Source organism: Micromonospora marincola (assembly GCF_056150385.1).
This window is the reverse complement of the sequence record NZ_JAXCFT010000007.1, coordinates 45138-66682: the sequence shown is the minus strand read 5'-3', so window position 1 is coordinate 66682 and position 21545 is coordinate 45138. Positions and strand designations below refer to the sequence as shown.

At 73.6% G+C, this 21545-nt stretch carries 20 protein-coding genes and 2 pseudogenes; 12 read left to right on the top strand and 10 right to left on the bottom strand.

Going from position 1 to position 21545, the window contains the following annotated elements; translation table 11 throughout:
- Nucleotides 1–260: 260 nt before the first annotated feature.
- The 3 genes from SM450_RS17705 to SM450_RS17695 all read left to right on the top strand — a co-directional run bounded on the left by SM450_RS17705 (nucleotide 261) and on the right by SM450_RS17695 (nucleotide 2153).
- Nucleotides 261–1133 (top strand): peptidase M23, encoded by an 873-nt coding sequence (locus SM450_RS17705; RefSeq protein ID WP_474620832.1) that lies wholly within the window; start codon nucleotides 261–263, stop codon nucleotides 1131–1133.
- Between the two features lie 92 nt (nucleotides 1134–1225).
- Nucleotides 1226–1375 (top strand): hypothetical protein, encoded by a 150-nt coding sequence (locus tag SM450_RS17700; RefSeq protein WP_474620831.1) that lies wholly within the window; start codon nucleotides 1226–1228, stop codon nucleotides 1373–1375.
- Nucleotides 1376–1412: 37 nt separating this feature from the next.
- Nucleotides 1413–2153 (top strand): EcsC family protein, encoded by a 741-nt coding sequence (locus tag SM450_RS17695; RefSeq protein ID WP_474620830.1) that lies wholly within the window; start codon nucleotides 1413–1415, stop codon nucleotides 2151–2153.
- 66 nt (nucleotides 2154–2219) lie between these two features.
- Here SM450_RS17695 and SM450_RS17690 read toward each other — a convergent pair whose 3' ends face one another.
- Both SM450_RS17690 and SM450_RS17685 read right to left on the bottom strand, forming a co-directional pair.
- Nucleotides 2220–3065 carry a GDSL-type esterase/lipase family protein gene (locus SM450_RS17690; protein ID WP_474620829.1) on the bottom strand — a complete coding sequence of 282 codons (846 nt, stop codon included), beginning with the start codon at nucleotides 3063–3065 and terminating at the stop codon, nucleotides 2220–2222.
- Nucleotides 3066–3165: 100 nt separating this feature from the next.
- Nucleotides 3166–3765 carry an antibiotic biosynthesis monooxygenase gene (locus tag SM450_RS17685; RefSeq protein WP_474620828.1) on the bottom strand — a complete coding sequence of 200 codons (600 nt, stop codon included), beginning with the start codon at nucleotides 3763–3765 and terminating at the stop codon, nucleotides 3166–3168.
- Nucleotides 3766–3926: 161 nt separating this feature from the next.
- Between SM450_RS17685 and SM450_RS17680 the strand changes: the two genes are divergently transcribed.
- The 5 genes from SM450_RS17680 (at nucleotide 3927) to SM450_RS17660 (ending at nucleotide 8546) form a co-directional block, all read left to right on the top strand.
- Nucleotides 3927–4190 carry a DUF6343 family protein gene (locus SM450_RS17680; protein WP_474620827.1) on the top strand — a complete coding sequence of 88 codons (264 nt, stop codon included), beginning with the start codon at nucleotides 3927–3929 and terminating at the stop codon, nucleotides 4188–4190.
- Nucleotides 4191–4202: 12 nt separating this feature from the next.
- The gene (locus SM450_RS17675) at nucleotides 4203–5615 is read left to right on the top strand and encodes an NADP-dependent succinic semialdehyde dehydrogenase (protein WP_474620826.1); all 1413 of its coding nucleotides are present in this window, start codon (nucleotides 4203–4205) and stop codon (nucleotides 5613–5615) included.
- A gap of 93 nt (nucleotides 5616–5708) precedes the next feature.
- Entirely contained in the window at nucleotides 5709–6674 is a 966-nt protein-coding gene (locus SM450_RS17670) for a TIGR03885 family FMN-dependent LLM class oxidoreductase (RefSeq protein ID WP_474620825.1), read from the top strand.
- A 37-nt stretch (nucleotides 6675–6711) separates the two neighbouring features.
- Complete coding sequence (locus SM450_RS17665; RefSeq protein ID WP_474620824.1) at nucleotides 6712–8292, top strand: Na+/H+ antiporter; 1581 nt, start codon at nucleotides 6712–6714, stop codon at nucleotides 8290–8292.
- Nucleotides 8289–8546: a UBP-type zinc finger domain-containing protein gene (locus tag SM450_RS17660; RefSeq protein WP_474620823.1), complete on the top strand. Its 258-nt coding sequence runs from the start codon at nucleotides 8289–8291 to the stop codon at nucleotides 8544–8546. Before SM450_RS17665 ends, SM450_RS17660 begins: the two co-directional genes overlap by 4 nt.
- 12 nt (nucleotides 8547–8558) lie before the next feature.
- On the opposite strand, the gene SM450_RS17655 is transcribed toward SM450_RS17660, so the two are convergent.
- Nucleotides 8559–9092 (bottom strand): GNAT family N-acetyltransferase, encoded by a 534-nt coding sequence (locus tag SM450_RS17655; RefSeq protein WP_474620822.1) that lies wholly within the window; start codon nucleotides 9090–9092, stop codon nucleotides 8559–8561.
- A 126-nt stretch (nucleotides 9093–9218) separates the two neighbouring features.
- Nucleotides 9219–9827, bottom strand: coding sequence for an HAD family hydrolase (locus SM450_RS17650; RefSeq protein WP_474620821.1), 609 nt, complete (start codon nucleotides 9825–9827; stop codon nucleotides 9219–9221).
- A gap of 61 nt (nucleotides 9828–9888) precedes the next feature.
- Between SM450_RS17650 and SM450_RS17645 the strand changes: the two genes are divergently transcribed.
- Both SM450_RS17645 and SM450_RS17640 read left to right on the top strand, forming a co-directional pair.
- On the top strand, nucleotides 9889–10401 hold the full coding sequence (locus tag SM450_RS17645; protein WP_474620820.1) for a GNAT family N-acetyltransferase: 513 nt from the start codon (nucleotides 9889–9891) through the stop codon (nucleotides 10399–10401).
- A 62-nt stretch (nucleotides 10402–10463) separates the two neighbouring features.
- Nucleotides 10464–11036 carry a DinB family protein gene (locus SM450_RS17640; RefSeq protein ID WP_474620819.1) on the top strand — a complete coding sequence of 191 codons (573 nt, stop codon included), beginning with the start codon at nucleotides 10464–10466 and terminating at the stop codon, nucleotides 11034–11036.
- On the opposite strand, the gene SM450_RS17635 is transcribed toward SM450_RS17640, so the two are convergent.
- Together SM450_RS17635 and SM450_RS17630 are read right to left on the bottom strand one after the other, a co-directional pair.
- On the bottom strand, nucleotides 11014–11334 hold the full coding sequence (locus tag SM450_RS17635) for a DMT family transporter (protein ID WP_474620818.1): 321 nt from the start codon (nucleotides 11332–11334) through the stop codon (nucleotides 11014–11016). The two genes, SM450_RS17640 and SM450_RS17635, sit on opposite strands and share 23 nt — an antisense overlap.
- A 180-nt stretch (nucleotides 11335–11514) precedes the next feature.
- Complete coding sequence (locus tag SM450_RS17630) at nucleotides 11515–14124, bottom strand: glycoside hydrolase family 9 protein (protein ID WP_474620817.1); 2610 nt, start codon at nucleotides 14122–14124, stop codon at nucleotides 11515–11517.
- A 214-nt stretch (nucleotides 14125–14338) separates the two neighbouring features.
- On the opposite strand from SM450_RS17630, the gene SM450_RS17625 reads away from it, so the two are divergent.
- Nucleotides 14339–15064, top strand: a complete 726-nt coding sequence (locus tag SM450_RS17625; protein WP_474620816.1) for a PP2C family protein-serine/threonine phosphatase — start codon at nucleotides 14339–14341, stop codon at nucleotides 15062–15064.
- Nucleotides 15065–15071: 7 nt separating this feature from the next.
- Here the strand turns inward: SM450_RS17625 and SM450_RS17620 are convergent.
- From SM450_RS17620 to SM450_RS17610, 3 genes and pseudogenes are all read right to left on the bottom strand, one after another.
- Nucleotides 15072–16874: pseudogene (locus SM450_RS17620) on the bottom strand (ATP-dependent helicase C-terminal domain-containing protein); the annotation flags it as partial.
- Between the two features lie 210 nt (nucleotides 16875–17084).
- Nucleotides 17085–17957: pseudogene (locus SM450_RS17615) on the bottom strand (DEAD/DEAH box helicase); the annotation flags it as partial.
- Between the two features lie 209 nt (nucleotides 17958–18166).
- Complete coding sequence (locus tag SM450_RS17610) at nucleotides 18167–18967, bottom strand: SigB/SigF/SigG family RNA polymerase sigma factor (protein WP_474620815.1); 801 nt, start codon at nucleotides 18965–18967, stop codon at nucleotides 18167–18169.
- A gap of 299 nt (nucleotides 18968–19266) precedes the next feature.
- Here SM450_RS17610 and SM450_RS17605 point away from each other — a divergent pair, with 299 nt between their 5' ends.
- The gene (locus tag SM450_RS17605) at nucleotides 19267–20001 is read left to right on the top strand and encodes a hypothetical protein (protein ID WP_474620814.1); all 735 of its coding nucleotides are present in this window, start codon (nucleotides 19267–19269) and stop codon (nucleotides 19999–20001) included.
- On the opposite strand, the gene SM450_RS17600 is transcribed toward SM450_RS17605, so the two are convergent.
- Nucleotides 19950–21539 carry a phospholipase D family protein gene (locus tag SM450_RS17600; RefSeq protein ID WP_474620813.1) on the bottom strand — a complete coding sequence of 530 codons (1590 nt, stop codon included), beginning with the start codon at nucleotides 21537–21539 and terminating at the stop codon, nucleotides 19950–19952. The two genes, SM450_RS17605 and SM450_RS17600, sit on opposite strands and share 52 nt — an antisense overlap.
- Nucleotides 21540–21545: the final 6 nt, after the last annotated feature.

The window sequence follows — 21545 nt, the reverse complement described above, 5'->3', positions numbered from 1 at the left end:
GGCTACGCCCCGGTCCGGCGGCCCATCCCGGATCGGCCGAAAGGACGAGTTTGTCGATCATCCGTGGGGCGGGGAGCGGCTGCGACGTTCCTGCCCCGGCGGGCAAGCTTCGCGGCGGATCGGAGGTTCGACCGTTCGGTGAGGTTGACGGCGCGCCGGGCAGGGTCCCGCATCGATGTCCGAATGATCATGGAGATAGTGTGACGGGGGTCACCTTATGGGTCTGGGTGATCCCGGTTTGCCCTGTCTAGCCTCGTCGGATGCGTGACAACGGCACCCCTGAACACCCGAACGGCCCCGGCCGCCCGGCTGACCGTTTGGACGATACCCCCTCGACCTACCGGACAACCGCTTCCTCGTCGCAGGACGACGGCACTCGGCGTACCCGCCTGCGGGGGGTGATGAACCACCGCGCCAAGCTGGTGGTCGCCGCCGGCGCGGCCTGCTGCCTCGGCCTGGTTGGCGTCAGCCAGTTCGGCTTCGCGGCCGACCGGACGACGACGAAGCCGGCCCCCGCCGCGGAGATCGCCGAGCGGGCCGCGCTCGGCGCCGCCTCGCGTGGCCTGGCCCGCCCGAGCGCCGCCCCGAGCACGACCGCCCCGAGCACCGCCCCGGCCACCCCCAGCGCAAGCCCCTCGGCGACCGCCAAGCCGAAGCCGAAGGTCACGGTCAAGCGCAAGCCGGAACCGCGCCGGATCGTCCCGGTCGCCGGGCTGAACCGCATCCAGATGGACAACGCCACGAAGATCGTCCGGGCCGGCCGGGAGATGGGCGTACCGCGCCGCGGCCTGGTCATCGCGGTGGCCACCGCGATGCAGGAGAGCACCCTGCTCAACTACGCCAGCGGCGTGCTGCCCGAGTCCCAGAACTACCCGCACCAGGCCATCGGCTGGGACCACGACTCGGTCGGGCTGTTCCAGCAGCGCCCCAGCAGCGGCTGGGGCACCGTCGCCGAGCTGATGGACCCCAGGTACGCGACCAGGGCGTTCCTGTTCGCGCTGCAGGAGATCCCCGGCTGGCAGGACCTGCCGCTGTCCGTCGCCGCCCAGGCGGTGCAGATCTCGGCCTTCCCCGACGCGTACGCGCAGCACGAGTGGAACGCGGGCACGGTGGTGGCGGAGATCCTCGGCTGACCGGAGTGGACGGTTGCCGGAGCGCCGGTCCGGGTATCAGGGGCTTGCGGGTTCCCGGTACACATGAAGGGGACCGCGGACTGGAGGACGCCATGACGCTTATGCAACGGATCACCACCTTCCTGCGGTCCCCGCGCGGGCAGCAGTTGGTCGACCGGGGGTGGCGCGAGATGGCCAAGCCGCAGAACCAGGAGCGGCTGCGGCAGATCGCCACCCGCCTCTCCTCGACGCGCCGCCGCTGACCGGCCCGCCCCCGTACGACGAGCCCCGGAGCGTCCCGTGACCGACCCCGCCCCCGTCGACGGGGAGCCGAACGCCGTCCCCGCCGTCCCGGTCCCGCCGGTGGAGGTGCCCGACGGGCCCCCGGCCACCCTCTGGGACCGGATGCGCGAGGACCCGCAGTACGCGCCGGAGCACCTGGCCCTGGAGGCGGTGCGTCGACTGGGTCCGGAGGCCGCGCAGTGGGCCGCCCGGGAACGGGCGCAGCGGCCGGACGCGCCCCCCGAGCAGTTGGCCGACCTGGCGGTCCGCAAGTTCGTCAACCACGCCCGGCTCTCCGGCGCGGTCTCCGGCGCCGCCGGGCTGCCCGGCGCGGTGATCGACGTCGGTGTGCTGGCCTGGACCCAGGCCCGGCTGGTGCTGCACGTGGCCGCCGCCTACGGCGCCGACCCGACGAACCCCGACCGGGCCACCGACCTGCTGGTGCTCCAGCGGGTGCACAAGGCCGCCGAGGCCGCCCGGCTGGCGCTCGGCGTGGCCGCCGGCCGGGAACGGGCCGGCGCGTTGTTCGGCTCGTCCGGCGACCGGGCGCTGGGCCGGGTGATGCTGCAACTCGGTGTCCGGCTGGCCCGGATGGCCGGGGTACGCGCCGCCAAGCGGATGTTCGCCAAGGTCATCCCCGGCGCCGCGATCATCCTCGGCACCTGGGCCAACTCCTCGGCCACCAAGGAACTCGCCGACCGGGCCCGCGCGCTCTACCGCGGCACCGGCCGTCAGATCCCCGGCCCGCGCCAGCCCTGACCGGCCCGCGCCAGCCCTGACCGGCCCGCGCCGGGCCCGGCCGCGCCGGGGAGAGGCGGCCCGGCCTCAGTCGCGGGCCCAGCCGGAAGCGTTCCAGGCCACCTCGGCCAGCCGGCCCTGACCGGCGGCGTTCGGGTGGAACCAGTCGAGCGAGTTCACCTGGTCCAGGCTGAACCGGAGGCGGTGCGCCGCGCCGCCGTCCCACCGGCAGCGCGATCCGTAGGCCCGGCAGGCGCCGCGGAGCTGCTCGTCGTACGCGTCGATCTGGTCCCGGACGCGGGCCCGGCGGGCCTTCGCGGCGGCCGTGGTGGACGTGGCGTCGGCCAGCAGCGCCGGGCAGACGCCGTGCGACCAGGCCCGGACGGCCCGTTTCTCGGTATGCCCGATCACCCAGAGTCGGTACAGGTCCGGGATGCTCACCACAAGCACCCGGGCCTTCGGCCGGCCCTTACGCAGCACGGCCAGCGCCGCGTCGACCTGCTCCCGGAACGTGGCGGTCGGCGTCATCGCGTCGACGTCGTCGCGGCAGGCGTCGTTCGCCCCGATCAGTATGGTGACCAGGTCGGCCTTGTCGCGTACGGCGGATCGGGCCTGGTCGGCGAGCCCGGCCGCGCGGGCGCCGGGCACCGCCCGGTTGTCCCCGCGCAACGCCGGCACGTCCGCGCGCAGCCGCCGGAAGAGGCTCTCCACCCGCAGGCTGTCCCCGGTCGACCAGGAGTTGCGTTCGCAGCTCACCAGCACCAGGCAGGAGCCGAAGCCGGTGGTGACCGAGTCGCCGAGCGCGGTCAGCACCCGGGGGTCGCCGGGTCGGGCCGATCCGGACGGGCGGGGCGACGCCGAGCCGGAGCCGTCACAGGCCAGCGCCACAAGCGCCGCGAGGCAGGCGAGCGCGGCGATCCAACGTCGAGGCATCCGGTCCTCCGTCCGGCGGCACGGAGCAGCATGTCGACCCTATGCCCCTGGACCGTCCGTACGGGAGGTCTGTCGCCTTTCTTGCATCGACCCCCGTCGTTCACGTGAGCGTGCTGCGCCAGGGCGCGGGCTTTCCGTGCAGCCACCAGTGCAGCGCGCGGGTGATCCGCGGCAGCACCAGGTAGGTCATCAGCGGGGTGAGACAGAGCGTCATCAGCAGCGTCCGCGCCGCCAGCGGCACGTCGGCGAGGAACCGGGAGGTCAGCAGCGTGGCGGTGAGGCTGAGCGGGAAGAACGCCAGCCAGATGGTGACCGCCTGTTTCCAGCGCGGCGGCGCGGCCGGCTCCGCCTTCCCGAACGTCTCCACCACGTGGTCCACCGGCGGGTCGAACCAGCCCTCGATGCCGGTGCGGCGCTCCACCCGGGTGTGCTCGACGATGCCCTGCGCCGAACTCAGCCACCAGTGCCGCTGCGACGAATCCTCCCAGCCGCGCAGCGTGTCCGCATCGGCGAACCGGTACATCACGTGCCAGTCGGCGGAACCGGGCGCGCTGCGGACGAAGCCGGCGCCGAGGAACCCGGGGAAACTCTCCGCGAGCGCCGTGCCGGCCCGCATCCACGCCACCATCTCGCCGGTACGGGCCGGGTCGGCGCGCCGGGACACGGCGACGGTCACGGGTCCGGCCTGCATCGTGGTCATGCCATCCTCTCCACCGCGGCGGGATCTCCGCCGGAGCCGGCAGCACGATCCAACGCGTCCCCCCGGTGGTCGCGTCCGCCGGCCGCCCGCGCCGTGTCCGGGATCACCGGCGCGGCGGGTCCCGCCGGTTAACCCCGGCCGTGTCGGGGTAGCCGGGAAGAATGACCCGAGCACAGCCCCGCCGCGCCCGTGGCACGGTCGGCCACGCGAACAGCGCGCTGAACCTGCGCCTCGTGCTGGCGCTGTTCGGTTTGGTCGTGATGACCGTCCTCGCGGTGCTCGCGTTCGTCGCCGGCCTGGCCTGGCTGGGCGTCGTCTGCGCGATCCTCGCCGTGGTGGCCGTGGTCGATATGGTCGTCATCCAGCGCCGTCGCGCCGCTCGCCGCCGGGAGGAGCCGGGCGTGCGGCACTCGCTGTTCGAGTGACAGGAGTACGAGATGCCCATCGCCACCACCAATCCCGCCACCGGACAGGTGCTCAAGACGTACGACGCGATGTCGGAGGAGCAGATCGACGCCGCGATCGAGCGGGCCGACCTCGCCTTCCGGCAGTTGCGCGACACAGGCGTCGACCAGCGGGCCGGGTGGCTCGTCGCCGCCGCCGACCTGCTCGACGCCGAGCGGGACGAGACCGCCCGGCTGATGACCACCGAGATGGGCAAGACGTTCGCGGCGGCCAAGGCGGAAGTCACCAAGTGCGCCACCGCCTGCCGCTTCTACGCCGGGAACGCGCCGCGGATGCTCGCCGACGTGCCCGCCGACGCCGCCGCGGTCAAGGCGAAGCGGGCGTACGTCCGCTACCAGCCGATCGGCCCGGTGCTCGCGGTGATGCCGTGGAACTTCCCGCTCTGGCAGGTGATGCGCTTCGCCGCGCCGGCCCTGATGGCCGGCAACACCGGCCTGCTCAAGCATGCCTCGAACGTCCCGCAGACCGCGCTCTACCTGGAGGACGTGTTCCGCCGCGCCGGCTTCCCCGAAGGCGCGTTCACCACGCTGCTCGTCGGCTCCGGCGCGGTCGACCGGATCCTGAGCGACCCTCGGGTGCGGGCCGCCACCCTCACCGGCAGCGAACCGGCGGGGCGCTCCATCGCCCAGATCGCCGGCCGGGAGATCAAGAAGACCGTGCTGGAACTGGGCGGCAGCGACCCGTTCGTGGTGATGCCCTCGGCCGACCTGGACAAGGCCGCCGAGGTCGCCACCACGGCCCGCTGCCAGAACAACGGCCAGTCCTGCATCGCGGCCAAACGGTTCATCGTGCACACAGACGTCTTCGACGCGTTCGCCGAGAAGTTCGCCGCCCGGATGTCGGCGCTGCGCGTCGGCGACCCGATGGACGACGCCACAGACGTCGGGCCGCTCGCGAGCGAGCGCGGCCGGGACGAGGTGCACGACCAGGTGCGCGACGCCGTCGACAAGGGCGCCACCGTGCTCTGCGGGGGCGAGAAGCCGTCCGGGGACGGCTGGTACTACCCGCCGACAGTGGTCACCGACCTGCGGCCGGAGATGCGGATGTGGGGCGAGGAGGTGTTCGGGCCGGTCGCCGGTCTCTACCGGGTCGGCTCGTACGACGAGGCGATCGAGGTGGCCAACGGCACCACGTTCGGCCTGGGCTCGAACGCCTGGACCACCGACCCGGCCGAGCAGGAGCGCTTCGCCACCGACCTGGACGCCGGCAACGTGTTCATCAACGGCATGACCACGTCCTATCCGGAGCTGCCGTTCGGTGGCGTGAAGAACTCCGGGTACGGCCGCGAGCTGTCCGCCGTCGGCATGCGCGAGTTCTGCAACACCAAGACGGTGTGGATCGGCGCGGGCGAGTCCGGCGCGGGCGCCGGGGCGCACGCCGAGTGAGGTGAGGTGTTAAGCGGGGGCCCCGCCTCTACCGGAGGCGTTAAGCGGGGGCCCCTGCTTACATCCCCGGCGGGGTGGGTAGGAGTGCTGCCCATGACGGCGTTCGGCTTTCACGCATCCCATGAGCAGATCCACCCGGCCCGGCTACTGGAGGCGGTGATCCACGCCGAACGCGCGGGCTTCGACGCCGCCATGTGTTCCGACCACTTCTCGCCGTGGAGCGAGCGGCAGGGGCAGTCCGGCTTCGCCTGGTCCTGGCTCGGCGCCGCCCTCCAGGCCACCAACCTGTCGTTCGGCGTGGTCAACGCGCCCGGCCAGCGCTACCACCCGGCGATCATCGCGCAGGCCATCGGCACGCTCGGCGCCATGTACCCGGGACGGTTCTGGGCGGCGCTGGGCACCGGCGAGGCGAGCAACGAGCACATCACCGGCGACCGCTGGCCCCGCAAGGACATCCGCAGCGCCCGGCTGCGCGAGTGCGTCGACGTGATCCGGGCGCTGCTGGCCGGGGAGGAGGTCAGCCACGACGGGCTGGTCACCGTGGACCGGGCGAAGCTGTGGACCCGCCCCGAGGAGCCGCCCGCGCTCGTCGGCGCCGCGGTGAGCGTCGCCACCGCCCGCTGGTGCGCCGAGTGGGCCGACGGGCTGATCACGGTCAACGCGCCGGTCGACCACCTCCGGCAGATGATCGACGCCTACCGGGACGCGGGCGGGCGCGGGCCGCTGCACCTCCAGGTGCACGTGAGCTGGGCGCCGGAACAGGCCGAGGCCGAGGCGATCGCGTACGAGCAGTGGCGCAGCAACGTCTTCGCCCCGCCGGTCTGCTGGGACCTGGAGACCGCCGCGCACTTCGACGAGGCAAGCGCCGACCTGCCGATGTCGAGGGTCACCGACTCGGTGAACGTCTCCGCCGACCTGGGCCGGCACGTCGGCTGGCTGGAGGAGTACGTCGAGCTGGGCTTCGACCAGATCGCCCTGCACCACGTCGGGCAGGAGCAGCGGGCGTTCCTGGACGCGTTCGGCGCCGAGGTGCTGCCGAAGGTGCGGCCGACCGCGTGAACATGCGCCACACCGGCGCCGCCTAGGCTCGTACCCCATGGACGCTCTGTTCGAGGTCGTGGTGTTCCTGGCGATCGCCACGTTCGGCGCGGCGCTGGCCCGCCGGCTCGGCCTGCTCGCGCCGATCCTGCTTGTCGTGCTCGGCCTCGCGCTGTCCTACCTGCCGTTCTTCCCGCACGTGCGGTTGGAACCGGATCTGGTGCTCATCGGCATCCTGCCGCCGCTGCTCTACGTGGCGGCGGTGAACACGTCGGTGCCGGCGTTCCGGCTCAACCTGCGGCCGATCCTGCTGCTCGCCGTCGGGCTGGTGATCTTCACCGCGTTCGTGGTGGGCACCGTCGTGCACCTGTTCCTGCCCGACCTGCCGTACGCCATCTGCCTGGCGCTCGGCGCGGTGGTGGCGCCGCCGGACGCGGTCGCCGCCACCGCGGTGGCCCGTCGGGTCGGCCTGCCCCGGCGGATCGTCACCATCCTGGAGGGCGAGAGCCTGGTCAACGACGCCACCGCGCTTGTGCTGCTGCGGGTGGCGATCGTCGCCGCCACCGCCAGCGCAGGTGGGGTCAGCTTCGGCTACGTGGCCCGGGAGGTGCTCGTCGCCACCGGTGGCGGCATCGTGGTCGGGCTGCTCGGCGTGGTGGTCTTCGGCTACCTGCACAAACTCGTCACCGACCCGATGCTGGACAACGCGTTGTCGCTGATCGTGCCGTTCGCGGTGGTGTTCGCCGCCGAGCAGATCCATGCCTCCGGGGTGGTCGCGGTGGTGGTGACCGGGCTCGGCATCGGGCACAAGCTGCCCCTGCTGATGTCGGCCGCCTCCCGGTTGCAGGTGACCGCGTTCTGGCGGCTGATCCAGTTCCTACTCGAAGGGCTGGTGTTCCTGCTGGTCGGCCTGCAACTGCCGGAGGTGCTACGCGACCTCGACGAGCCGGTCGGCTCGCTCGTCGGGATCACCGTCGGGGTGCTGGCCGCCGTCTTCCTGGCCCGGTTCGTCTGGGTCTTCCCGGCCACCTACGTGGCCCGGCTGGTGCCCCGGGTGCGACAGCGCGACCCCGCGCCGCCGGTGCAGATCCCCATCGTCATCGGCTGGGCCGGCATGCGCGGCGTGGTGACGCTCGCCGCCGCGCTGGGCCTGCCGCTCACCCTCGCCGGCGACCGGCCGTACCCCCGGGCGCTGTTGATCTGGCTGGCCTTCGCGGTGATCGTGGCCACCCTGGTCGGGCAGGGCGCCACGTTGCCCTGGGTGGCCCGGAAGCTGCGGCTGCCCCCGGACGACCCGGTGCAGGACGCGCTCTCCGCCGCCGGGGTGCAGCAGCGGGCCAGCCGGGCGGCCCTGGAACGGCTCGACGCGATGGCCGACGACGCCCCGCCGGCGGTGGTGGACCGGCTACGCGGGCTGACCACGTCCCGGTCCAATCTGGCGTGGGAACGGCTCGGCGGCACCGAACGGGAAACCCCCTCCCAGGCGTACGCGCGACTGCGGCAGGAGATGATCGACGCCGAGCGGGAGGTGTTCCGGGCCGCCCGCGACTCCGGCCAGATCCCGGAGGAGGTGCTCACCCGCGCCTATCGTGATCTGGACCTGGAGGAGTCCCTGCTACGACAGGAGGTTGTCGAATGAGCTGCCAGCACCTGGCCGAGGCGGGCGACGTCGAGCCCGCCACCACCACCGAGTGCCCCGACTGCGTGGCGGTCGGCAACCGGGACTGGGTGCACCTGCGTTCCTGCCTGAGCTGCGGGCACGTGGGCTGCTGCGATTCCTCGGTCTACCAGCACGCCACGAAGCACTTCGAGTCGAGCGGGCATCCGGTGATGCGCTCCATCGAGCCGGGGGAGTCGTGGCGCTGGTGCTATGTGGACGAGGAGATCGGCTGACGTCGGCGGCGCTCAGTCGAGCCGGCGGGCCAGCACCTGCCCCGGCCACGGCGCCCGGCCCGGCCGCTCGACCGTGAACGGGTCGGTGGCGGTGAAGCCGCACCCCTCGTAGAACCGCGCCAGCGCCCGGTCCGGGCTCCGGTAGCAGTCCACCCGCAGCAGGCCCAGCCCACGCTCGCGGGCCAGGTCCGCCGCGTGCGCCAGCAGCCGCGCGCCGATCCCGAGGCCCGCGTACGCCCGGTCCGTGACCAGCAGGTTGACGTACAGCTCCGGCTCGGTGGCCGGCGGCACGTACTCCGTCGCCGCGCCGACCACGAGCGCGCCGACCTCGGTGCCGTCGATCTCGGCGAACCACAGGCCGTCGCCGGCGGCGTAGGCGTCGGCCTGGGCGATGCGCCGCGGGTCGGTCGAGGCCGGGTCGACGCCCCACTGGCCGGTCCGGCCCTGTTCGGCAAGCCACGCGATGGCGCTGTCGAACAGCCGCAGCACGGCGGGCGCGTCCCCCGGCCCGCCCGACCGGATGGTGATGCCTCGTTCGTCGGTCATCCCGCGATCCTGCCCCGTTCGTCGATCTTCGAGTTGTGGCGGTTGACAAAGCCCGCATTCAACACTTCCTGGGCGCCACAAGTCCAAGATCGACGGGATGCCGCGGTGCGGGGGAGCCGGTCGGGGTCAGGCCGGGTCGGTGGGGGCGCGGTCGTGGGGGTGCGGCACCCGGACCGACGCCATGCCCGCCGCCGTCGCCGCCGCCACGCCCAGGTCGGTGTCCTCGAACACGAGGCAGCCGGCCGGGTCGACGCCCAGCCGACGAGCGGCCAGCAGGTAGCCCTCCGGGTCGGGCTTGGGCCGCGCGCAGTCCTCGGCGCAGACAAGCGTCTCGAAGCGGTCCAGCAGACCCAGCGCGGTCAGCGAGGCGGTCACCGACTCCCGGGTGCTGCCGGAGACGACCGCGAACGGCACCCGCCCGTGCGCGTCCTCGATGTGCGCCAGCACCTCCGGCACGGCGGTCACCCCGGGCAGCAGCCGCTGGAACAGCTCCTCCCGGCGGCGGGCCACCGCCTCGACCGGCATGGCCAGGCCGTGCCGCTCGTTGAGGTCGACGACGATGTCGGCGACCGGCCGGCCACCCCAGGCGTATAACAGGTCCTCCGGCAGCTCGCAGTCCCACTCGGCAAGCGCCGCGCTCCACGCCCGGTGGTGCACCGGCATCGAGTCGACGACAGTGCCGTCGCAGTCGAACAGGTACGCGCGGAAGTCGCCGGCCGGCAGGGGAAGCGTCACCGGTGCAGGGTACGCCGAAATCCGCTCGCCCCGTCCCGTCCGCTCTGCCAGGGTCGGCGCTGTGGAGCGCAGCAGAACGGGCCGGGCCGACGAGCTGACCGAGGTGCAACGGATCGAGGTGGCCTCCGGCGCGCCGTTCCGGGAGATCGGCATGCGCCTGGTGGCGGACATGCCACCGCCGCCCCTGGACGCGCTCGCCGCCGCGCAGCGCGCCGGCCGGCTGCGGGTCGCGGTCGACGCGGCCGACCGCCCGGTCGCGTTCGCGCTCGTCGACCTCGTCGACGGCGCCGCGCACGTGCAGCAGCTCAGCGTCGACCCGGCGTACGCCCGGCGCGGCATCGGTCGGGGCCTGCTCGACGACGTGGCGGGGTGGGCAGCGGCGCAGGGGCTGCCGGCGTTGACGCTGACCACGTTCCGGTCGGTGCCGTGGAACGCGCCCTACTACGCGCGTTGCGGCTTCCGCGAGCTGTCCGGGGCGGAGCTGACGCCGGGGCTGGTCAGGTTGCTCGTGGCCGAGGCGGCGCTCGGACTCGACCCGGCCGACCGGGTCGCGATGCGCCGACCGGTTCACTGAGCCGTCCGGCCGCTGTGGGTAAATCGGTCGATCGGTGGGGCCCGCCGTGCCATTCTTGCCGGATGCCCATCACCGCTCCCGCCCTGCTGCGCTGGCAGTTCGACCTGACCTGGTCGTTGTTCGCGTATCACCTCGACCGGCTGGAACCGGACGACTTCCTCCGGGAGCCGGCCGCGCTCTGCTGGACTATGCGCCGCGACGCGGACGGTGCCTGGCGTCCCGACTGGGCCGACACCGAGCCGGATCCGGTCCCGGTGCCCACGATCGCGTGGCTCACCTGGCATCTCGGCTGGTGGTGGTCGGTCGCCGGTGACCACCTCGTCGGGCGGCCCGCACGACGGCGTGCGGACGTGGTGTGGCCGGGGCCGGGGGAGGAAACCATCACCTGGCTGCGTGGCCTGCGGACGACATGGACGGACGAACTCGACCGCCTGACCGTCGACGACCTGGCGCGGCCCGCCGCCTTCCCGTGGTCGGCGGACGCCGGACTCACGGTCGCGCACATGGTCGGCTGGGTCAACGCCGAGTTGATGAAGAACGCGGCCGAGATCGGTCAGCTCCGGCTGCTGCGCGCGGCGCGGGACCAACCCGGACCGTCCGTCCCGCCCGGCCTCAGTGCGTGCCACCCAGGTTGAGCACCACCACGCCGGCGATGACCAGGCCCGCCCCGACCACTTTCGCCACGCTCAGCGGCTCGCCCAGGAACGCCGCCCCGACCGCCATGATCGCGGCGGTGCCCAGCCCGGACCAGATCGCGTACGCGACGCCGACCGGGACGTCCCGGACCACGAGGGCGAGCAGCCCGAACGCGGACAGGTAACACACCACCAGGCCGACCGTGGGCCAGAGCCGGGTGAAGCCGTCGCTCGTCTTGAGCAGGCTGGTGCCGATCACCTCGGCCGCGATCGCGAGGGCCAGGAACAGGTACGCCATCCCGGGACCGTACCCGTGCGGGATCAGCAACGGGCGGGCTCCCAAAGGGCGCCGAGCGGGAGATCGCCGTGATCATGAAGTTGGCGGCATCAATGTAGATCAACACCGCCGCCAACTTCATGATCACTGCATTAGCCCGGGCGCCACAACTCCATGATCTGCGGTCGAGGGAGAACCCGGTCAGGAGAGGGTGCAGGCCTTTCCGTTCAGGGTCACCAGGGTGGGGTCGGGGTTCGGGCCGCCGGCGCTTGTGCCGTTCAGACCGAACGTGGTGGACGTGCCGGGGGACAGTTTCGCGTTCCACGGCAGGTTCTTCGCCGTCACCGTGGCGCCGGCCTGGTCGACCTGCGCCGACCAGGCGTGGCTGACCTTCTGGTCGCCGAGGAAGGCCCACCGCAGGCTCCACCCGTCGATCGCCTTCTTACCGGTGTTGCGCAGCGTCACCTGGGTGGTGAAGCCGGCCGGCCAGCTCCCGTGGGTGCTGTAGGTGACCGCACAGGTGGGCGCCGGCACCGCCGCCGCGTCACCCTGGTCGGCCAGGAACGAGGCGAGCCAGGCCAGCGCCGAGTTCCAGTTGATCGCCACCTCGTTCGTCGCGTACGAGTTGATGTTGTCGACGTAGCAGAACATCGGCGCGCAACCGGCGAGCAGGTTCGCCGCGTACGGGTCCTGGAGGGCGGCGTTCGGGCCACCGGCGAGCGAGCCGTCCGGCGGGTTCGGCAGGTCCGGGTTCAACTGGTTGCCGAAGATGCGGCTGTGCTGGTTGTGGGCGTTCTGCTCGCCCCAACCGGTCACGTAGGACATGTTCAGGGCGTTGCGGCCGAACAGGTAGTCGGCGGCCTGCACCGCCCCGTCCCGGTACTTCGCGTTCCGGCTCAGGTCGAACGCGGTGGCAAGCACGATCGTGTTGTTCACCATGTTGCTGTTGCTGCCCCAGACGTACGCGTCGGCGGTGCCGGGCATCGGCAGCCCGTACGCCTGGTCGCGGGCCGCGGCCAGGTAGTGGTCCGCGGCGGCGGTGACCGAGGCGCGGATCCGGGTCTTCTCCGCCGCCGGCAGCGTGTTCGGCACGGTGGCCAGGTCGAGCCGGCCCAGCGCGGCCACGCTCTGCCAGCCGAACGCGCCGTTGGGCGTGAACACGTCCGCGGTGTGCAGCGGCGAGCCGGTGACGTCGGCCAGGTAGGTCTTGTCGCCGGTGGTCAGCCACAGCTCGGCGGCAGCCCAGTAGAACTCGTCGGTGACGTTGTTGTCCTCGTACGCGCCACCGCCGGTGCCGTCGCTGGCCGAGGCGTAGATCGCCGGGTGCGCCTTCGCCGCCGCGTACGCGGTCTTCGCGGCCTCGCCGCAGCGGGCGGCGAAGGCGGCGTCGTACGGGGCGAAGAGCCGGGCGCACTGGGCGGCGACGGCGGCCAGGTTGAGCGTGGCGGCGGTGGACGGCGGGTGCAGCTCGCGCAGTTCCGGGTCGTCCTGCGGGGCCAGCGGCAGGCCGGTCCAGTTCTTGTCATGGATCTTGTGGTGGACCATCCCGGCCAGCGGCTTGCCGGCCGGCACCTGCATGCGCAGCAGGAAGTCCAGCTCCCAGCGGGCCTCGTCGAGGACGTCCGGCACGTCGTTGCCGCGCTCGGGCACCCGCAGCGTGCTGTCGCCGAGCGCCGCGCCGCCGTCGGCGGTCTCCGCGGTCTTGGTCCGCTCGAACGAGTTCAGCAGCTGGTAGGTGGCGATGCCGCCGTTGACCACGTACTTGCCGTGGTCGCCGGCGTCGTACCAGCCGCCGCGCACGTCCAGCTTGTAGTCGCAGACGCCGGGCTGGCAGGGCACGTTGGTGTCGCCCTTGTTGGGGTCGACGTCGAGGTGCCCGGCGGGGCGGGCGTACTCGTCGCCGATCAGGTCGCCGTCGATCGCGATGCCGCTGCGCTGGGCGTAGAAGAACTGCATCGAGTCGGCGCGCAGCCGGTCGTAGAGGGTGCCGGAGATGTCGAACGGGTGGCTGGTCTCGCCGTCCACGGTGAGCGTGTAGCCGGTGCCGGGCTTGCGGTACGCGGAGAAGTCGACGGTCTGCACGTTCTGCGCGGACGCCTCGTCCTCCCCGCGCGGGCTGGTCTTGCCGCTGGCGACCACGGCCCCGGCGGCCGACGTGAGCTGCCAGGGCAGCGGGTCGGTGGCGTCGGTGACGACTGTGGCGTGCTTCGGCCCGCCGGGCAGGTAGCCGACCTGGTTGACGCGGACCCGGGGCCCGGTGTCCGGCTCGTACGGCGGGGCCGCCTCGCCGCCGCGCAGCGACACGTTGTCGAGGCAGAACGTCTGCGCCTGGGCGCTGCCGCCGATCTGGAAGATCAGTTGGGCGCCGGCGTTGTCGGCGGGCGCGGTGAAGGTGGTGGTGACGTGCGTCGCGGTGGTGGTGGCGGTGGCGTCCACGCTGGCGTACGAGGTGTAGGGGGCGCTGCCGAGCTGGAGCACCGCCTTGAGGGCCGCGCCGGGGGTGGCGGAGACGTCGAAGGACAGTTCGTATTCGGCGCCCTGGATCAGCGGCACCGCGTCCTGGCCGATGCCGGCGTCCCAGGGGTTCGCCGTGCCGGCGGCGACGGTGGTGCAGAGCCGGCCGTCGGTGACCGCCAACTCGCCGGTGCTGTAGGAGAACCAGGGGGAGACGCCGGCGCTGAAGTCGCCGTTGCGCAGTTGTTCGGGGGCGTCCGGTGGCACTTCGGCCAGGGCCGGGCCGGCGGTGAGGCCGGTGAGCGCCAGGGTGGTGGTCGCGGCGAGCGCGACCAGCCGACGACGGGATCGGGTCACGGAGGTTCCTTCCGTGCTCGGGGGTGGTGGGGGAGAACGGAAGCTGGGAGCGCTCCCAATATCAGGCCGATGTTTCCATCGCGTTCCCGCGCTGTCAATCGATCCGTCCCGATGGCGGGCCGTGCGCCCGTGCGCGGGGGGATTCCGCGCGCCACGTACGATGATGGTGATCTCCTAGAGACAACCGAGCCCTCAACCTGGCAGGCTGCGTCCCATGACCCTGAAGCTTCGTTCCGCCGGAGCGAGCGACCGTGGGCTCATCCGCAGCGGCAACCAGGACGCGCAGCACGCGGGCCCCTGGCTGGTCGCGGTCGCCGACGGCATGGGCGGCATGGCGGCCGGCGACCTGGCCAGCCGCATCGCGATCGACGCGATCGCCCCGCTGGACGTGGAGACGCCGGAGGACGCGCTCGTCGCCGCGCTCCAGGGCGCCATCGAACGGGCCACCGTGGGAATCCGCCAGGCCGTCGAGGAGGACCCCGAGCGCCAGGGCATGGGCACCACGCTCACCGCGCTGCTGTTCGCCCGCACCGGCAGTTGCCTGGCGCTGGCACACGTGGGCGACTCCCGGGCCTACCTGTTCCGCGAGGGCGTGCTCAAGCAGGTCACCCGCGACGACACCTTCGTGCAGATGCTCGTCGACCAGGGTCTGATCACCCCCGACCAGGCGAGCAGCCACCCCCGCCGCGCCGTCGTCACCCAGGCGTTGCAGGGCGACCAGGTCTCCCCGGCGTACGCGACCATGGTGCCCCGGCCCGGTGACCGCTGGCTGCTGTGCAGCGACGGCCTCTCCAACGTGGTCCGCGCCGACACCCTCACCGAGGTGCTGGGCGAGCATCTGGAGCGGGACGCCTGCGCGGCCCGGCTCATCGACCTCGCGTTGCGGGCCGGCGGCCCGGACAACGTCACCGTGGTGATCGCGGACGTCGTCGAGGAGTGACGCCGGCTCAACGCCGGCGTGGGCTGGCCCGCCGGGTCGGCTCGGCCGTGGTCGGATCCTCCGGCCAGGGGTGACGCGGGTATCGCCCCCGCAGCTCCGCCCGCACCTGCGGATAGCCGCTGCGCCAGAACGACTCCAGATCCGCGGTGACCGCCACCGGCCGCCCGGCGGGGGACAGCAGGTGCAGCAGCACCGGCACCCGCCCGTCGGCGACGCGCGGCACGTCCCGCCAGCCGAACGTCTCCTGCAGTTTCACGGCGAGCACCGGTGCCGCCGGATCGGCATAGTCCACACGTACCCGCGAGCCACTCGGCACCGCCAGCCGCTCCGGCGCCAGCTCGTCGAGCCGGGCCGCCTGTCGCCAGTCGAGCAGCCGGCGCAACGCCGAGGCGACATCGACCCGGGCCAGGTCGCCACGGCGGCGCGCCCGGCCCAGCTCCGGCCCGAGCCAGGCGGGCGCGGCGGCGAGCAGCGCGGCGTCGGACACGTCCGGCCAGTCGTCGCCGAGCGCCTGCCGGCAGAAGGCCAGCCGGCGTCGCAGCGCGGTCGCCTCCGGCGTCCAGCGGAGCAACCCCGGCCCCTCCTGCCGCAACCCGTCCAGCACCGCCGCGGCGACCAGCTCCGGGTCGGGCGCGGCGAGCGGCCGGTCGACAAGCTCGATCGCGCCGAGGCGGACCACCTCCCGGGCCACCACGTCCCCGCCGGACCAGGCGACCTCCCGCCCGGCGCGCAGCAACGCCGTACCGGCCTCCCGCGCGGTCACCTCGTCGATCGGCGCGGCCAGCCGCACCCGGGCGGCCGGCGCGCCGGGGGAGCGGTCGGCCGCCGCGACGGCCAGCCACGTCGACCCGGCCAGCCCCGACCCGGCCGCCAGCTCCGCGGCCGTCCCGCCGGCCATCAGGTACGCGGAACCGCCGGCCCGCCGCACCCGGGCCAACCGCTCCGGGTACGCCAGCCCGGCCAGGAGCCCCGCGGCCAGATCGTCGGGCAGGCGTTCCGGTCGGCCGCCGGCCTCCTCCGCACGTCGCCCCGGCCGATTGCCGGTTCCCATGGCGGGTGGCTCCGGTCGGTGGCCGGTTCCCCCGGCGGATGGCTCCGGTCGGTGGCCGGTTCTCCCGGTGGGCGGCTGCGACCGGTTGTCGGCGGGCAGGGCGGACCGCAGGCGGCGTACCTCGGTCCGCCAGCGGGCGGTGGCGGCCGGGTCGGCGGCGGCGCGTAGTCGGCGCCACCGGGCCGGCAGGTCGTCCCCGGCGCCGCCAAGCGTCTCCTCGGCCAGCACCGCCACCACCTCGGCGGCCCGGTCGGCGCCCACCCTCGGTGCGCCGTCGAGCAGCGCCCGGGCCAGCCGGGGATGGGCGCCGACCGACGCGATCGCCCGTCCCCGGGCGGTGATCCGGCCGTCCGGGTCGACCGCGCCGAGCGTGGCGAGGGTCTCCCGGGCGACGGTGAGCGCGGCCGGCGGCGGCGGGTCGGGCAGCGCCAGGCCGGTGCCGTCCGGCGCGCCCCAGGCGGCCAGCTCCAGCGCGAACCCGGTCAGGTCGGCGGTGGCGATCTCCGGTTCGGGCTGCGGGGCGAGCCGGGCGTGCGCCGCCTCCGACCAGCAGCGGTAGACCGTGCCCGGCGCCTCCCGCCCGGCCCGGCCGGCCCGCTGCGTGGCCGCCGCCCGGGACACCGGCACGGTGACAAGCGCGCCCAGGCCACGGGCCAGGTCGGTGCGTGGCACCCGGCTCAGCCCGGCGTCCACCACCACCCGTACCCCGGGCACGGTCAGGCTGCTCTCCGCCACCGCCGTGGCCAGCACGACCCGCCGTCCGCCGGCGCCCGTCGGGGCGCCGCCCGCGCCCGCGCCTGCGCCACCCGCGCCGCCCGCGCCTGCGCCACCCGCGCCGCCCGCGCCTGCGCCGCCTGCGCCGTCCGCGCCGTCCGCGCCGTCCGCGCCGTCCGCGCCGCCCGCGCCGACGTCGCTCACGTGGGCGAGGCCCGTGGCGGCGGCTCTCGCGTGGGCAGCGCCCGCGGCGGCCGGGTCGGCGTCGGCGGCTCTCGCGTGGGCGGCTCTCGTCCGGGCGGCCGGGTTCAGCACCGCGTCCTGGGCGGGGCCGGGCAGCCGACCGTGCAGGGGCAGCACGGCGACCGTGCCGCGCAGGTCGGCCAGCCGTGCGGCGACGGAGCCGATCTCGCCCGCCCCGGGCAGGAAAACGAGCACGTCACCGGCGCGTTCACGCAGCGCCCGGCGGATCGTGGCGGCCACGTGGTCCAGCAGCGCCGGGTCCACCCGGCCGGCGCCCGGCGGGACGACCGGACGCGGCGGCGGCGCCCACACCCGCTCGACCGGATGCAGGGCGGCCTCGGCCCGCACGACTGGCGCGGGCGTGTCCCCGCCGAGCAGCGCGGCGAACCGGTCCGCCTGCGGGGTAGCCGACATCGCGAGCAGCCAGAGGTCCGGGCGCAGGGTGGCTCGGGCCTCCACGCTGAACGCCAGGGCCAGGTCGGCGTCGAGCTGCCGTTCGTGGCACTCGTCGAGCAGGACCGCGTCGACCCCGGGCAGGTCCGGGTCGTGGTGCAGCCGGCGAACGAGCAGGCCGGTGGTGACCACCTCGACCCGGGTACGCGGTCCGCCCCGGCGCTCACCGCGTACCGCGTAGCCGATCCGGTCGCCGACCCGCTCGCCGAGCAGTGCGGCCATCCGGTGCGCGGCGGCCCGGGCGGCGACCCGGCGAGGTTGGGCGATCACCACGCGCCCGGCGACCGCGTCGGCGACCGCGAGCGGCGCGGTGGTGGTCTTGCCGGTGCCCGGCGGGGCCACCAGCACCCCGGCTCCCCGCTCACGCAGGGCCGCGACGAGTGCCGGCAGCACCGGCCGGACCGGCAGGTCGAGGGAGACATCGGCGAGCACGCCCCCACTCTCGCACCCACCCCGCGATGTAAGGAGGGGCCCCCTTTTAACGCCTCCGGTATAGGCGGGGCCCCTTCTTAACACCTCCGTGAACCGCGACGATCGCCCGCGACTCCGACGAGGAAGTCCGCGCCGGATGCGGGATGTTAATAGGGGGCCCCGCCTCTACCGCAGGCGTTAATAGGGGCCCCTTCCTTGCACTTACATGCTCAGTAGGTGCCGTCCAGGTGGCCGCGCAGCTTCGTCAGGGCCCGGGCCAGCAGCCGGGACACGTGCATCTGCGAGACGCCGATCTGCTCGGCGATCTGCGACTGGGTCAGGTTGCCGTAGAAGCGGAGCGTGAGGATCTTCTGCTCGCGCTTGTCGAGCGTGGCAAGCGCCGGGCCGAGCGCGACCCGCATCTCGGCCAGTTCGAACTCGCCGTCCTCGCCGCCGAGCATGTCGCCCAGCTCGGTGGCGCGCTCGCCGTCGCCGGTCGGGGTGGACAGCGACACCGCGTTGTAGGCGCGGGCGCCCTCTAGGCCCTCCAGCACCTCTTCCTCGGTGAGCTTGAGGTGGGCGGCGATGTCGGCGACCGTCGGCGACCGGCCGAGGCTCTGGAGCAGCGTGCTGTTGGCGTCGGAGATCGCCAGGCGCAGTTCCTGGAGCCGGCGCGGCACCCGGATGTCCCAGGTGCGGTCGCGGAAGTGGCGCTTGAGCTCGCCGATGATGGTCGGGATGGCGTAGCCGGCGAAGTCGACGCCGCGGGACGGGTCGAACTTGTCGATCGCCTTGATCAGGCCGATCGCGGCGGTCTGCGCCAGGTCGTCGTTGGGCTCGCCCCGGCCGCTGTAACGGTGGGCCAGGTGGTTCGCCAGCGGAAGCCAGGCTTCGATGGCGCGGTCGCGCAGGGCGGCCCGGGACGGGTGGTCGGTGGGCAGCGCGGCCATCGCGTCGAGCAGGTTGGCGGCGCTGTCGGTGAGCGGGCGGGGGTCGAGCTTCGCGGGGGCATTGATCGTCTGGGCGGTCATGGTGGTCCTCCCTGCACCTCGTCCGCGGAGAGAAAAGAGGAGACGCTGAGTTTTAGGTTTAAGTGGTCCGTTCGGGAGTAACCGTAACCTGATCGGCTAACAGAAATCCAGCCGAAAGTACGATGTACTTATGGCGCAGATGGGTAGGAAGGGTCCGGATCGGGGCATAGTCGACCAGGGTCGTCGACTGATCGGTCAAGGAAGAACCCGACAGTCGGAGCACACTGTCGACTTTCCGTCGTTGTCCCGCCAACGGGACCGCCCGTAGCGTCCGTAGGGAACACGTCTACGGAGGCACCGTGCTCGATCCCGCCGCGCCGCAACTCGTCATCAACGCCCGGACGCTGCTGTTCAGCTGGCTTCCGGCCGATCCCGGCGCGGCCGAGGCGCTGGTCCCGGCCGGCCTCCGGCCGCACCCGGAGCGGCAGGTCTTCCTCAGCCAGTACGTCGTCGACGACGGGACGCAGACCTCCGGCTTCGGCGCCTACTCGCTCACCTACCTCGGCGTCTCCCTGTCGGGCATGGAGCCGCCGGACGGGGCGACCCCGGGTGGTTGGTGGACGCACTATCTCGCCTCGAGCAGCCGGGTGCGGCAGTACGCCGTCGCGCGTGGCGCACCGGCGGCGGAGGGAGTGACCCAGATCGAGCTGCGGGGCGGGCGACTCACCGCCGAGACGTGGGCCGACGGCCGGCCGCTGATCCGGGTCGTCGCCGCGGTCGGGCACACCGGCACCGAGGCGCACAGCGGCCACCACCGCTACCTCACCCGCCGCGACGGCGAACTGCACGTCACCGACTATCCGTACGTGGCCGAGCCGGTGTCGCCGTTCGAGGTCGAGTCGGTGGAGTTCCTCGCCCCCGAACACCCGGTCCACGCGCTACGCCCGGCCAACCCGCTGCACGTCTGCTGGGGGTTCTACTCGCCCCGGGTGTCCTTCGCCTACCCGGCCTGCCCGGGCCTGCGGGACGAGGCGGCGCCGGTTCACCAGGTGCCGGCGCGTCGAGCCCGCAGCGGCCTGCCGTCCGGGTCGTAGACCAGCCGGTACGCCGGCAGCGCCCAGACCCGCGTACGCCAGGGCAGCCGTTCGGCGCGGTGCGGGCGCAACCGGCCCGGCGGGCGGGGGCCGACCCGCCCGTCGGCGTGCCAGCGATCGAGCGCCTCCGCCGCCGCGGTGATCGTCGCCACCGCGTCCGCCGGGTCCAGCAGGTCGTCGTCCTGCGCCCCGTCGGGATCGCGGTCCAGGTGCTCGCGCCACAGCCGCAGCCGCAGGTCCCGGGCGAAGACGCGGGCCCCGTCGCCAAGCCCGGCCGGGTCGGTGGGCGCCCGTTCGTCGCGGGTGTCGTCGAGCACGGCGCAGGACAGCTCGCTGTCGTGGGTCCAGGACCGGCGGTTGAAGTTGTCGCTGCCCACGCTGACCCAGACGTCGTCCACCACGCAGACCTTGGCGTGCACGTAGACCGGGGTGCCCTCGTGGTTCTCCACGTCGAAGACGTGCACCCGTTCCGGCGCGGCCCGGTGGCACAGCGAGAGCGCCTGCTCCCGGCCCACCATGTTCGGTGGCAGCGCCAGCCGGCCGTCCACGTCCGGGTGGCGGGGCACGACCGCCACCAGGTGCAGTTCCGGGTGCTCGCGCAGCGCCTGGGCGAACAGTTCGGCCACCTCGGTGGACCAGAGGTACTGGTCCTCCAGGTAGATCAGCCGGCGGGCCCGGCGTACCGCCTTGGTGTAGCCGCGGGCCACGGTGCGTTCGCCGTCCGGGGCGAAGGAGTAGCGCGGGCGTACCGCCGGGTAGGTGCGCAGCACCTGGATGTGGTGCGGGCCGCACGGGGGCGGGTCGGCCGGCTGGTCGGGCAGCGGGTCCGGGGTGAGGTCGGTGCCGCGCAGCCGGTCCCGCAGGTAGGCGAGCGGGTTCTCCGAGTCCAGCGGCATCGGGTCGGTCCACCGCTCGCGGAACGTGCTGTCGAGCGCGCCGACCACCGGGCCGCGCAGCGCGAGCTGCACGTCGTGCCAGGGCGGGTTCGGGCCGTACCGGGGGGACATGCCGACCGCCTGCGGGTCGCCGGCGTGCGTGGCGTCGTCGCGGCGGCTGTGGCACAGGTCGATGCCGCCGGCGAACGCGACGTCACGGCTCGGGTCGTCGGGGTGGCGCAGCACCACGAGCTTCTGGTGGTGCGAGCCGCCACGCCGGACCCGCTGGTCGAGCAGCACCTCACCGCCGGCCGCGCGGACGGTCTCGCTGAGGTCGCGGTTCTCCGCCTCGCTGTAGGAGAGGGTGTCGAGGTGGGAGCGCCAGATCAACCCCTTGACGACCACCCCGCGCTGAGCGGCCTGGGCGAACATCTGCACCACGGTCGGCCCGTCCGGGCGCATCCGCTCGTCCGGGTCGCCCCGCCAGTCGGTGAAGAACAGGTGGTCACCGGCGCGCAGCGCCTCCACCTCGCTGACCAGCCGGTCAAAGTACGCGGCACCGTGAATGAGCGGCTCGGCGAGGTTTCCATCGGTCCAGACGGGTAACTCAGACCCCGGGTTGGCGCGTTCCTGTGCGGTGAGGAACCAGTCCCGCAGGGTCACGTTCCA